General features: G+C 66.0%; 13 protein-coding genes. 4 read left to right on the forward strand and 9 right to left on the reverse strand.

Going from position 1 to position 11,287, the window contains the following annotated elements:
• Positions 1–54 precede the first annotated feature (54 nt).
• On the reverse strand, positions 55–1,230 hold the full coding sequence (locus RR42_RS20785; protein ID WP_043351059.1) for an acyltransferase family protein: 1,176 nt from the start codon (positions 1,228–1,230) through the stop codon (positions 55–57).
• 243 nt (positions 1,231–1,473) lie between these two features.
• Here RR42_RS20785 and RR42_RS20790 point away from each other — a divergent pair, with 243 nt between their 5' ends.
• The gene (locus tag RR42_RS20790; RefSeq protein WP_043351060.1) at positions 1,474–2,151 is read left to right on the forward strand and encodes a methyltransferase family protein; all 678 of its coding nucleotides are present in this window, start codon (positions 1,474–1,476) and stop codon (positions 2,149–2,151) included.
• 100 nt (positions 2,152–2,251) lie between these two features.
• Here the strand turns inward: RR42_RS20790 and RR42_RS20795 are convergent, their stop codons facing one another.
• Positions 2,252–2,704: a PA2169 family four-helix-bundle protein gene (locus tag RR42_RS20795; RefSeq protein WP_043351062.1), complete on the reverse strand. Its 453-nt coding sequence runs from the start codon at positions 2,702–2,704 to the stop codon at positions 2,252–2,254.
• Between the two features lie 428 nt (positions 2,705–3,132).
• Here RR42_RS20795 and RR42_RS20800 point away from each other — a divergent pair, with 428 nt between their 5' ends.
• Entirely contained in the window at positions 3,133–4,038 is a 906-nt protein-coding gene (locus RR42_RS20800; RefSeq protein ID WP_236701945.1) for an AraC family transcriptional regulator, read from the forward strand.
• Here the strand turns inward: RR42_RS20800 and mnmE are convergent.
• Both mnmE and RR42_RS20810 read right to left on the reverse strand, forming a co-directional pair.
• Positions 4,013–5,467 carry a tRNA uridine-5-carboxymethylaminomethyl(34) synthesis GTPase MnmE gene (mnmE, locus tag RR42_RS20805; RefSeq protein WP_043352498.1) on the reverse strand — a complete coding sequence of 485 codons (1,455 nt, stop codon included), beginning with the start codon at positions 5,465–5,467 and terminating at the stop codon, positions 4,013–4,015. The genes RR42_RS20800 and mnmE overlap by 26 nt on opposite strands.
• Before the next feature lie 14 nt (positions 5,468–5,481).
• Positions 5,482–6,366, reverse strand: coding sequence for a CHAD domain-containing protein (locus RR42_RS20810; RefSeq protein ID WP_082054955.1), 885 nt, complete (start codon positions 6,364–6,366; stop codon positions 5,482–5,484).
• 255 nt (positions 6,367–6,621) lie between these two features.
• Between RR42_RS20810 and RR42_RS20815 the strand changes: the two genes are divergently transcribed.
• Both RR42_RS20815 and RR42_RS20820 read left to right on the forward strand, forming a co-directional pair.
• Entirely contained in the window at positions 6,622–7,059 is a 438-nt protein-coding gene (locus tag RR42_RS20815) for a PaaI family thioesterase (protein ID WP_043351064.1), read from the forward strand.
• Positions 7,060–7,124: 65 nt separating this feature from the next.
• A complete protein-coding gene (locus tag RR42_RS20820; RefSeq protein ID WP_043351066.1) occupies positions 7,125–7,511 on the forward strand; it encodes a VOC family protein in 387 nt (128 codons plus the stop codon).
• Positions 7,512–7,707: 196 nt separating this feature from the next.
• Here RR42_RS20820 and RR42_RS20825 read toward each other — a convergent pair whose 3' ends face one another.
• The 5 genes from RR42_RS20825 to rpmH form a co-directional block, all read right to left on the reverse strand.
• A complete protein-coding gene (locus RR42_RS20825; RefSeq protein WP_043351067.1) occupies positions 7,708–7,944 on the reverse strand; it encodes a type II toxin-antitoxin system ParD family antitoxin in 237 nt (78 codons plus the stop codon).
• 217 nt (positions 7,945–8,161) lie between these two features.
• A complete protein-coding gene (gene yidC, locus RR42_RS20830; RefSeq protein ID WP_043351069.1) occupies positions 8,162–9,832 on the reverse strand; it encodes a membrane protein insertase YidC in 1,671 nt (556 codons plus the stop codon).
• A gap of 22 nt (positions 9,833–9,854) precedes the next feature.
• The gene (gene yidD / locus RR42_RS38695; protein WP_082054956.1) at positions 9,855–10,139 is read right to left on the reverse strand and encodes a membrane protein insertion efficiency factor YidD; all 285 of its coding nucleotides are present in this window, start codon (positions 10,137–10,139) and stop codon (positions 9,855–9,857) included.
• 13 nt (positions 10,140–10,152) lie between these two features.
• Positions 10,153–10,614, reverse strand: coding sequence for a ribonuclease P protein component (gene rnpA, locus RR42_RS20835; RefSeq protein ID WP_144409864.1), 462 nt, complete (start codon positions 10,612–10,614; stop codon positions 10,153–10,155).
• A gap of 118 nt (positions 10,615–10,732) precedes the next feature.
• Entirely contained in the window at positions 10,733–10,867 is a 135-nt protein-coding gene (rpmH, locus tag RR42_RS20840) for a 50S ribosomal protein L34 (protein WP_017229861.1), read from the reverse strand.
• Positions 10,868–11,287 lie beyond the last annotated feature (420 nt).

Raw genomic sequence — 11,287 nt, forward strand, 5'->3', positions numbered from 1 at the left:
CTGTTGGTGTGGCAGCCAACACAGGCCAACACAGGCCAGCAGTGCAACGCCCACTTACAAGGCCTGCTGCGGCAAGTCCTGGAGCGGTTCCGCCTCGACGCTGTGCGCGGGCGCGCCGCCCTCCTCGCTCACCGCCTCCAGGGCTGTTGCCCGCGCTCGCCTGCCGAGCCAGCTCCTGAGCCGCAGGAAAGGCGCTTCGACCAGCAAGTAACTCAGCGCCGCGGCTGCCAGCGTCTCCAGGATGCAAAAGGGGAAGCGCAGCGCCAGCGGCGACGCCGTGCTGGTAAACAGCTGCTGCCAGACATACAAGCTGAACGAGATCGTGCCCACGAACACAAAGGCCTTGCTCCTGAGCAGGCGCGATATCCACAACTCGGGCCGCTCTACCACGGCAAGGATCAGCAGGCCGGCCGCCGCCGCCAGCGCCACCGGACCATAGGTCGCCGTCCAGATGCCGCCGGCCAGGGTGCCGATGACCGGCAGGCCCAGCAGCAGTGCCAGGATCAGCGCCGGCAACGCGAACGCGCCGGCAAAGCGTGCGTTCAGTTGCGCCTTCAGCCGCTCGCGGTCCAGCGCGATATAGCATCCCATCAGCACCGGGTCCACGCCCGTGTGCAGCATCAGCCCCAGCTGCCCGCGCAGCGAAGGCGTCGTGAAATAGCAGAGCACCCTCACCAGCGGCATCAGCATGATCACCAGCACCAGCCAACGCGGATTCCTGCCGCGCAGCAGCAGCAATAGCACTGGCGGCCACAGCCAGTAGAACTGCTCGTCCAGCGCCAGCGTCCAGAAATGGCCGAGCAGCCACGCGCCGGCGGGATGCACCATGTTGACGTTGCCCAGCCCGAGCATCTCGGAGTAATTCCAGAGGTGCGCGGCCGCAAACAGGAGCTGCCGCGCATCGACATCGATCAGCCCGACAATGCCGAACAGGCCCAGCGCGATCAGGTAGACATAGAAAGCCGGCCAGATGCGCAGCGCGCGGCGGCCATAGAAACGCATCAGCTTGATGGAGCCGCAGGCGCGCCACTCCGCCTGCAGCAGCTCCGTAATCAGGAAGCCGCTCAGCACGAACGAGATGAACACGCCGACGCCGCCGTTCGCGAAATACCGCAGCGGCGCGAGCAATCCCGTGTACCCCCCCTTGGCCATGTGCTCCGCATGGCTGATGACCACCAGCATGACCGCGACGCTGCGAAGCCCGGTCAGCTCTAGAACGCGACGGCTCATTTTTTCCTACCCCTCAAGGTGTCGGGGGGCGCAGTACTCTGCCATGCCGCCCTCGCTTGCCGCCGCGCCACAACGCTCTGCGGCGTCGCGGTGGCCGCGCGCGGCGCGCGCAACCAATGGGCATGCGCAACGAATCTAGCTGGCCCCGCAGGCGCGCTCTGTGCGCCGGCATACCAAGTGCGTGCTAACGTGCAAGCATGACAAACGCGCGGCTACCGGTTCGGCGGCAAGGAGGCAGGCGCCATGGGATTCAAGGTCGGAATGACGCTGGCGGCGGAGGGCCTGCTCTTTGCGGCCCTGCTGTTTGGCGCGGCGGGCACGCTGGCCTGGCCAGCCGCCTGGGCCTATCTCATCCTGTTTTTTGGCGGCGGCTATTGGCTCACGCAACGCCTGGCGCGGCACGATCCGGCGCTGCTCGCCGAGCGCATGAAGATGCCGCTGCAACGCGGCCAGCCGTTCTGGGACAAGATCCTGCTGCCCTGCGTGCTCGCGGCGTGGATCGCCTGGATGGTGCTGATGGGCCTGGATGCGGTGCGCTTTCGCTGGTCCGCAATGCCGCTGTGGCTGCAGTGCCTGGGCGCGGTGCTGCTGGTGCTGTCATTTCTCGTGATCGACCGCGTGTTTCACGAAAACACCTTCCTCGCGGCCGTGGTCAGGATCCAGGCCGAGCGCGGGCACCGGGTGGTGTCGAGCGGCCCCTACGCCGTGGTTCGCCACCCGCTCTATGCCACCATGCTGGTGTTCCTGCCGGCCAATGCGCTGATGCTCGGCTCCTGGTACGGCGTGGCCGCATCGCTGGTGCTCATTGGCGCCATCGTGTTTCGCACGGCAATGGAAGACCGCGAGCTGCAGCGCGGCCTCAAGGGCTACGCGGCCTATGCGGCCCGGGTGCGATACCGGCTGGTCCCGTTCGTCTGGTAGCTCGCCAGGCGTCAGGCAGGCAGCCGGTTTTTGCTGCGGTCTTTGCTGCGGTCATTGCCACTTATCGCAGGGGATTGCCGACGATCAGCGCATCGCAGCCTCAATGAATCTGCATTCCGCGCATGGCGTGGATGCGATCATGATGCCACTGTATGCCCTCGTACTGGCGCTGCACCACCGCGCGGATCTCGGGCGGCATGTCCCTCGTCAGTGCCGACTGGTACTCGCGCTTTGCCGTTTCCTCATCGCGCTCGCACAGTTGCAGCACCGCATCGTCATTGTGCGGCGCGATCACGTGCAACACTTCCATCCAGCCGCGATGCAGCGTGCCGCCCATGCTGCCGCGATCCCGGGGCTCCGCGCCCAGCGATGTCACCAGTGCCTGCAACTCCATCACCGAGGCGCGGCACGATTCCGCCGTGCCCGTGAGGATCGCGCGTATCTCGGGGTTATGCACCTCGCGGGCGCCGGTCGTGCAACTGAGCTCGCCGTCCTTGCCGACCTCGATCAGGTGGTTCAGGGTGCCGACGATTTGTCCTTGCGCGTTGGTCATGATGATCTCCTTGCCGGTCTTGCATGGACAGGAGCCCGTGCGAATTCTCGTGCGAGTTTTCGTGCGAGTTTTCGTGTGAACCCCCGCGTACATCCGCGCCGCACGCTACACGCCTGGCGTCGATGCCGGTCCGGGATTCAGGCCCCTGCTTCCTGTGCTTGCCTTGCCTGGTTGGCTTGCCGCGCGGCACTTGTGCTATTGGCTCGCGCGCTGGCAGCCGCGTGGACCAGCGCCGGGCGAGATAGGGGTGGGATTTCAGTATAGGAGGGCGTGCGGACTCGTTGGAGGGAGCGCTGACCGGTTTGTGCGCCGCAGCTTGCCGGAACCGACCCGCATGCGCTTGCCTGCACTTTGCGCCAGCCAAGCCACAAAAAAAACCGCAAAATCCGCAAACCGGCTGCCGGTAGATTGCACGCCATGGAGACCACATGAAGCCCGAGACCCGAATCCAGTACGCCCAACGCATGGAACCCGTCCTGCGGTGGCTGGCAAGCCACCCCGACGCCGACCCGCAGCTGTACCAGCTGGCCGACCTGGCCTGCCTGTCGCCGTATCACTTCCATCGCGTCTATCGCGCCATGATGGGAGAAACGGTGAACGCCACGGTACAACGCCTGCGCATGCACCGTGCGGCGATCGCGCTGGCCGGTACCGAAGCTTCATTGCGTGATGTGGCGCTGCGTGCCGGCTACGAGTCGGACGCGGCGTTCAACCGGGCATTCGGCGCGGCCTTCGGCATCCCGCCGGGGCGGTATCGCGCAGCCCGCTCCGGTCCCTTCAATCCTCAGGAGCCAGGCATGTACCCCATCACGATCGAAACCTTTCCCGGCACCGTTCTGGCCACGCTGCCCCATCGTGGCAGCTATCAGGAAATCGGCCCGGTGTTCACCCGCATCTTCATGCTGGCAGCCAGCCGGGGCCTTGCCAGCCCGGACGCCATCGGCTTTGGCGTGTACTTCAGCGATCCCGAACAGGTGCCAGTCGCGCAACTGCGCTCGCTGGCCGGCCTGTCGGTTGCGCCAGATGCCGACCTGGGCGAGGAACTGGAGCGATTCGAAATCCCGGCGGGCCGCTGCGCGATGCTGACTTACACAGGCCCCTACAACGAGATGAGCAAGGCGTACAACTGGATGTTCTCGGAATGGCTGCCGAGCAGCAGGGTCGTGCCGGCGAACTTTCCCATGTTCGAGCAATACGTGAACGATCCTCGCACCACGCCGCCCGCGCAGTTGCAGACGCGGATCTGCCTGCCGGTGAAGTCGGGCCGGCGCAGGAGCGAAGCAAGCCCGGACCAGGCGCAAACGAGGCTTACTTGCCAATACAAAACCGCGTAAAAATCGTCCCCAGCAGATCATCACTGCTGAACTCGCCGGTGATGCTGTTCAGATGGTCCTGCGCCAGGCGCAGTTCTTCGGCGAACAGGTCCAGCGCCTGCGCCTCTTGCGCTGCGCGCTCTTCGGCCAGGTCCAGGTGCGATTGCGCGTTGCGCAGCGCGGTGAGGTGCCGCTCGCGCGCGAGGAAGGTGCCTTCGTTGCCGGATTGCCAGCCCACCAGCCGCAGCAACTGGCCGCGCAGCAGGTCGATGCCGGCGCCGGTGCGCGCGGAGATCCATACCTCGGCCGGGTTCGGGCCGATGGCGGCCACCACGTGTGGGCGATCGGCGCCGAAGTGATGCTCGCCTACCTTGGGCGCCAGGTCGATCTTGTTGACCACGCGCAGGATCGGCGAGCCCGGCGGCAGGTGGCCGCAGAGCCGGTCGTCGATGGCGTCGTCGATCTCCGACAAGCCGTGTTCCACGTAGTCGGCCGCGTCCACCAGGTGCAGCACCAGGTCGGCGCGGCCCACGGCTTGCCAGGTGCGCTCGATGCCGATGCGCTCGACTTCGTCGGTGGCGTCTTCACGCAGGCCGGCGGTGTCGATGATATGCAGCGGGATGCCTTCGATCTGGATGGTCTCGCGCACGCGGTCGCGCGTGGTGCCGGGAATCGGCGTGACGATGGCGAGCTCCGCGCCGGCCAGCGCGTTGAGCAGCGACGACTTGCCCACATTGGGCTGGCCCGCCAGCACCACCGACAAGCCCTCGCGCAGCAGCGAGCCCTGCTTGGCCTGCGCCAGCACGCCGCCCAGCGCATCACGGATATTGGCCAACTGGCCGCGCGCGTTGGAGGCTTCGAGGAAGTCGATCTCTTCCTCGGGGAAATCCAGCGTGGCTTCCACCAGCATGCGCAGGTGGATCACCTGCTCCACCAGCGCGCGGATGGCGTCGGAGAACACGCCCTCCATGGAGCGCGCGGCCGAGCGCGCGGCGGCTTCGGTGCTGGCCTCGATCAGGTCGGCCACGGCTTCCGCCTGGGCCAGGTCGAGCTTGTCGTTCAGAAAGGCGCGGCGCGTGAACTCGCCGGGCTCGGCCAGGCGCAGGCCCATCTCGCGGCCGGCATCCAGGCAGCGCGCCAGCAGCATCTGCATCACCACCGGGCCGCCGTGGCCCTGCAGCTCCAGCACTTCCTCGCCGGTGTACGAGTGCGGCGCGGGGAAGTACAACGCCAGGCCGTGATCGATCGCTTTGCCGTGCGCATCCAGGAACGGCAGGTAGGTGGCGTGGCGGGCTTTCAGCGCCTGGCCACACACGGCCTGCGCAATCGCGCTCACGTCGGGGCCGGACACGCGCACCACGCCGATGCCGCCACGCCCGGGCGCGGTAGCAATGGCGGCGATGGGCGTGGTGCGAGCGGAGCGAGGCTGGAGGGAGTGGGTTGCGGTCATGGCGGTCGTGGCAGTCATGGCGATATTGTCGCAGATCGATCTGGCGCAACCGTGGTACCTGGCGCATCCGGCACATCCGTCGCATGCGCTGCATCTGCTGCATCTGCTGCATCCGCAGCGGGCATGTTCAGGCACTCCATCATCAGGCGGCGTGCCACGGCGCCGTCGATCAGGTCACCCAGGCTGCCTTGGCGCTTCACCAGCTTGCCGTGCAGGCGCTTGGCATAGCGCTTGGCCAGTACCGGCTCCAGCGCCTCGATCACATAGCGCAGCCGTTTGCTGCCAAGGCGAAAGCGATGCACGCGCGCCAGGTCTTGCGAGCGCGCGGCACGCGCCAGCGACTTCACGCGCTTGCACGCGCGGCGCAAGCGCCGGCGCGCAAACACTGCCAGCCGGTCCTGCGCGGCGGCGCCCGCCCGCGGCGCGCCGCCCGCGCCCAGGTGCGTGAGGTCGCGGTGCAGCACGGGCAGTGGCCAGTGCTGGTGTTCAGTGAGTTGCGCCAGCATGGTGGCGCGTGCGTAGTGGCGGCGCGTCATCGCAGTGTCATGCACCGCCAGCAGCACCGGATCCTCGGGCTGCAAGTCCAGCGCCGGGCGCAAGGTCGCGCTGATGAACACGTCCCAGTCGCGCACATCGCTGGCGGCCTGCGCCAGCTTGCGCAGGCAACCATCCCAGCGCGCGCGGATGGCCTTGGGCAGGGCCGGGGCAAATGCCCAGCATACGGCGCGCAGACGCCGCACCGCCACGCGCAACGCATGCACATCATCAGGATGGTCGCGCCGGTGCAAGGCATCCAGCTGATCGGCAACCGCCACCAGGCCCGCATCGCCGAGCGCGATGAAGGCATCGATGGCGCGCATGCGCGGGTGCAGCTGCATGGGAAGGTTGGCGGCGCGCATGGCGTATCGGCGTGGGCATAACTACCGGAAGCTACCGGAACAGCCTGATCTTGCGCAGGCCGGCTTCAGGGCATGTTTCCGGGCACGATTCAGGGCACGTTCTAGGGCACGTCTAACCAGTGTAGGCGATTGTGCCGGTTGCGCCGCACTCCATTGACAGCCTGCGCGCTTCGGGTTGCAATGCGTGCAGGCAACGCCAGCCGGCCAGCCATCACAAGGCCGTACCCGATCACCACCAGTGCGAGGAGCAGCGCCATGTCCACCGAACAAGAACGCCTTTTGCTGCGCGACACCATCGAGGCCGGCTTTCGCCAGGCTGCCTTTGTCGCCGACGTAGGCATCCGGCTGGTGGATTGCGGGCCAGGCTGGTGCGAGAGCGAACTGCTGGTCACGCCCCGCCACCTGCAGCATGGCGGCATCGTCCATGCCGGCGTGCAAGCCACCATCGCCGAGCACACCGCCGGCGCGGCTGCCAGCACCATGCTCGACACCGGGCGCCATGTGGTCACCGCCGAATTCAAGATCAACCTGCTGCGCGCCGCCCGCAGCGATCGCCTCACCTGCCGCGCCGACGTATTGAAATCCGGCCGCGCCATCATTGTGGTGGAGGCCGATGTCTTCGCCAGCGTGCACGGCGAGGCGGTGCTGGTCAGCCGCTTCAACGCCACCATGAGCGTGCTCGACCTGGCCTGAGCCAACACCGGGCCAACACAGAGCCAACGCCGGACTACAAAAAACACCCAAGGAGAAACTGCAAGATGATCGATCACACAGGCGTTGTCGTCAGCGATTTTGCCAAGAGCCGGGCCTTCTACACCGCCGCGCTGGCCGCGCTCGGTTTCATCAAGAACATGGAGTTGCCCGCCAGCGTGACCGGCCACACCGACGTGGCCGGCTTCGGCCCGCCCGAGAAGCCCGAGTTCTGGATCAGCAACGGCACGCCCAACCAGCCACCGCTGCATATCGCCTTTCGCGCGGACTCGCGCTCGCAGGTGGATGCTTACTACAAGGCCGCGCTGGCGGCCGGCGGCCGGGACAACGGCGCGCCGGGTTTGCGCCCGCACTATCACCCGAATTATTACGGCGCCTTTGTGCTGGACCCGGACGGCCACAATATCGAAGCGGTGTGCCACGCGCCTGAGTGATACGGGGGCGCCTGCGCCAGCCACATCGTGCCGCACTTCGTGGCCAGCTACGCCGCAACAGTGCTCAAGCTGCCGCTGGCGGGACTGGCGATGGTGTGTGAGACGGCGGGCAAGCGGCTGTATTGACGAGACGCTCCGATGGTCGCGGCGGTCACTTACCGTCTGGCAAGCGCTCTCGCGACGACAGACCTGGCCCTCATCCCCGAGCGCTGCGCACCCGCGCTCGCAGGGCGTCGAAGTAGTCGCTATCGACCGGCGCAGTCGGCGCCGAATCGGCACCCGCCAAAAGCAGGCTGCGAAGGTGCTGGCGATCCTGATCCTTGCGGATCAGCTCGCGCACGTACTCGCTGCTGGAGCCGTAGCCGCGCTGGTTGACTTGCTCATCGACAAAGGCCTTGAGCGTGTCAGGCAGAGAGATATTCATTGTGCTCATGGTTTCATGCTAGCGAGCTTGGCAAAATTTGGCCAACTTTCTGCCGTGGCGTCTTGCCGCCACGGCAACGCCACCTGGGCGAAGCACGCCGCAGAAAAGCAAAATCCCCCGCAAGCCGGAACTTGCGGGGGATTTCAGTGAGGCCGCCATTGACGCTTTGAGCGACCTCATGTGCCGGGCCGGCGCGGGTTTGCCACCCGCCGGTCCGGCTTCAGCGTCAGCCCTTGGCCACCGCCGCGGTCTTCGCCTTGTTCTTGCCAAGCATCCGGTTGATCTGCCATTGCTGCGCGATCGACAAGACGTTGTTGGTGACCCAGTACATCACCAGGCCAGCCGGGAAGAAGAAGAACATGAACGAGAACACCAGCGGCATGATCATCATGACCTTGGCCTGCACGGGGTCCGGCGGGGTCGGGTTCAGCTTGGTCTGCACGAACATCGACACGGCCATCAGCACCGGCAGGATGTAGAACGGATCCGGCACCGACAGGTCATGGATCCAGCCCAGCCAAGGCGCACCGCGCATTTCCACCGACGACAGCAGCACCCAGTACAGCGCAATGAACACCGGGATCTGGATCACGATGGGCAGGCAGCCGCCCAGCGGGTTGACCTTCTCGGTGCGGTACAGCGCCATCATCTCCTGGTTCATCTTCTGCGGATCGCCCTTGTGGCGCTCGCGCATCGCGGTCATGCGGGGCTGCAGGTCCTTCATCTTGCCCATGGACTTGTAGCTAGCCGCGGACAGCGGGAAGAACACCAGCTTGATCAGCACGGTCAGCCCGATGATCGACCAGCCCCAGTTGCCCAGCAAGCCGTGGATTTTCTCCAGCAGCCAGAACAGCGGCTTGGCCAGGATGGTCAGCCATCCGTAGTCCTTCACCAGTTCCAGGCCCGGGGTGATCTTCTCGAGCATGCGCTCTTCCTGCGGGCCGGCGAACAGGCGCGCATCGGTGGATACCGTGGCGCCCGGGGCGATGGCGCCCAGCGGCTGCTGCACGCCCACGCGGAACAGGTTGTTGTCGATCTTCTCGACGTAGAAGCTGTGCTCCTTGCCCGATTGCGGAATCCACGCCGAGGCAAAGTAATGCTGCACCATCGCCACCCAGCCGCTGCTACCGGCCGCGGGGACCGAAGCCTTGCCCTTGCCGATGTCGTCGAAGGTGATCTTGTGGTACTTGTCGGCGTCGGTGTAGATGGCCGGGCCGGTGAAGGTGCTATAGAACTGCGACTGCTCGACCTTGCTGCCGTCGCGCGTCAGTTCCATGTACAGCGTCGGCGAGATCGGCTTGCCGCTGTCGTTGGTCACGGCAAATTTCGTGTCGACAACGTAGCTGCCCTTGTGGAAGGTATAGGTCTTGTCCAGCTTGACCCCGTCCTTCTCCGCCGTCAGCGTCACCGACACCTTGTCCGAGCCAGCCAGGTCGCGCGGGCCCGCCGAAGCGGTAAACACCGTGGTGTGGTTGGGCAGGTCGCCACCGATCAGGCCGGAACGGGCCATGTAGGTGCGGGTCTGGTCACGCTCGAACAGCACGACCGGCTTGCCGTCATGGTCTTTGTGGTTCAGCAGTTCCAGGCGCGTCAGGATACCGCCGGCGGTATCGATCTGGGCACGCATCACGTCGGTGCTGACCACGATCTTCTCGCCGCTCGGCTGGGCCGCGGCGACCGGGACGGACGCCGCGGCGCCCGCGGCGGTGCCGGCTGTTGCATTGGCCTTGGGCACGTCGCCTTGCGGGGCCGAAGCGCCGCCTGCGGTTGCCGGAGCCTGCTGCGTCGCGCTCGGGAAGAACATCGACTGGTGACCGTTGGCGCGCTGCCAGTTGTCGTAGAGCAGCACGAGGGCCATCGAGAAGATGACCCAGAGTATGGTGCGTTTGATATCCATGTCTCGCTGTGGTCGGGGGAAATCAGGGGCGGGGTAGCCGGATCGTGACTGGATGGCCAGTCGCGGGGCGAGCCCGGTCTTGCTTTGTTGCCGATGCCGGTGGCACCGGATCATACCCGCCATCCGTGAACGGATGGCAACGGCATAGCCGGCAAGCGGCCAGCCAGCTGCCGCGCCCTGCGCCATGGCACAGGATCGCTTCGCGGGCGTAATCGGAACAGGTGGGCAGGAAGCGGCACTGCGAGCCAAAAAACGGGCTCAGGGCGATCTTGTAGATGCGCAGCAGGGCAAGCAGGATTCGCTTCATGGCGGCGGGCCGGTCAGGCAGGAGCGCCCGAGGGCGGGACTTCAGTGGGCGCAGCCTCGGCGGACTTTGCCGGCGACACCCCGGAAGGGGCAGCAGGGCGCGGGGCAAGCGGCTTCACCGCCACCTCGAACAAGCCGGTCAGCTCAGCCAGGCACACCCGGCGTATCGCGGTGCGGCTGGCAAACTCCGCGCGCGGAAACTTGGCCTGCAGGCGCAGCAACACATCGCGGCCCGCGAGTTTGTCCTGCCGCTGGCGGAACAGTTCCCGCACCATGCGCTTGACCAGGTTGCGCTCGGCGGCACGCGCGGCGAACTTCTTGCCAACCACCACGCCCAGGCGGGCTTGCGGCAGGCCGTTCTCGCCCACGTACAGCACGAAATGCTGGCTGCGTCGGCGCGGACGCAATGCAAAAACGGATGAAAACTCATCCGTTTTTGTGAGCCTCGCGGCTTTAGGGTAGGCAAAGGTAGTCACGCTAGGCAAAGCGAGCGGAAAAGCTGTGCTTGGCTGCTGGCTACCGGCCGTCCAAAAGGCGAGGCGAGTGGCCAAAGCGGCGCAAGCTGCTGCACCGCCGTGGCCGGTCGCCAGGCCCTTAGACTGCCAGGCGCTTGCGGCCCTTGGCGCGACGCGCGTTGATGACGGAGCGGCCGCCGCGGGTCTTCATGCGCACGCGGAAACCATGGGTACGCTTGCGGCGGGTAACGGAAGGTTGGTATGTACGTTTCATGTTGCACTCTCTGGTTGATCTGGGCTCGCCCGGCTTCCGGCGTTAAGCCGGGCGCCGCCGCGTATGGTTCGCATGGGGCTGCCGCGGTTTGCGGTGTTGCCGACTGCTGTGGTGATCTTGCTGCCGGCCGTGTATCTCGCGAATCGATGGCACCGACGAATCGGACATCGACGCCGCGCGACGCAGTTGTGGGAGGGAATCTTGCCGGAGCGGACGCGTAAAGCCGTAAACCAGCCCAACCCATCCGATCCAACCCCATCAGCCTGCCCGGCCCGCTGCCTGTTCCGGCCAATCCAGCTGTTTCCAGCGCGTTTCAGCTTAGTCAAATACCAAGGATACGCACCGGTTTTGCACGGAACAGGTCAGACCCGGCGATGCGCATACGTGATCCCCTGCGGCATCGCAGAACCCGCCATTTAA

Origin of the sequence: Cupriavidus basilensis (assembly GCF_000832305.1) — a bacterium.
Lineage (GTDB): Bacteria > Pseudomonadota > Gammaproteobacteria > Burkholderiales > Burkholderiaceae > Cupriavidus > Cupriavidus basilensis_F.

Excerpts from the sequence above, each read along its gene's own strand:
- yidC (WP_043351069.1), bottom strand. The coding sequence starts at position 9,832 with ATGGATATCAAACGCACCATACTCTGGGTCATCTTCTCGATGGCCCTC.
- RR42_RS20785 (WP_043351059.1), bottom strand. The coding sequence starts at position 1,230 with ATGAGCCGTCGCGTTCTAGAGCTGACCGGGCTTCGCAGCGTCGCGGTC.
- rpmH (WP_017229861.1), bottom strand. The coding sequence starts at position 10,867 with ATGAAACGTACATACCAACCTTCCGTTACCCGCCGCAAGCGTACCCAT.
- mnmE (WP_043352498.1), bottom strand. The coding sequence starts at position 5,467 with ATGACCGCAACCCACTCCCTCCAGCCTCGCTCCGCTCGCACCACGCCC.
- RR42_RS20790 (WP_043351060.1), top strand. The coding sequence starts at position 1,474 with ATGGGATTCAAGGTCGGAATGACGCTGGCGGCGGAGGGCCTGCTCTTT.
- RR42_RS20795 (WP_043351062.1), bottom strand. The coding sequence starts at position 2,704 with ATGACCAACGCGCAAGGACAAATCGTCGGCACCCTGAACCACCTGATC.
- yidD (WP_082054956.1), bottom strand. The coding sequence starts at position 10,139 with ATGAAGCGAATCCTGCTTGCCCTGCTGCGCATCTACAAGATCGCCCTG.
- RR42_RS20820 (WP_043351066.1), top strand. The coding sequence starts at position 7,125 with ATGATCGATCACACAGGCGTTGTCGTCAGCGATTTTGCCAAGAGCCGG.
- RR42_RS20810 (WP_082054955.1), bottom strand. The coding sequence starts at position 6,366 with ATGCGCGCCGCCAACCTTCCCATGCAGCTGCACCCGCGCATGCGCGCC.
- RR42_RS20800 (WP_236701945.1), top strand. The coding sequence starts at position 3,133 with ATGAAGCCCGAGACCCGAATCCAGTACGCCCAACGCATGGAACCCGTC.
- RR42_RS20825 (WP_043351067.1), bottom strand. The coding sequence starts at position 7,944 with ATGAGCACAATGAATATCTCTCTGCCTGACACGCTCAAGGCCTTTGTC.
- RR42_RS20815 (WP_043351064.1), top strand. The coding sequence starts at position 6,622 with ATGTCCACCGAACAAGAACGCCTTTTGCTGCGCGACACCATCGAGGCC.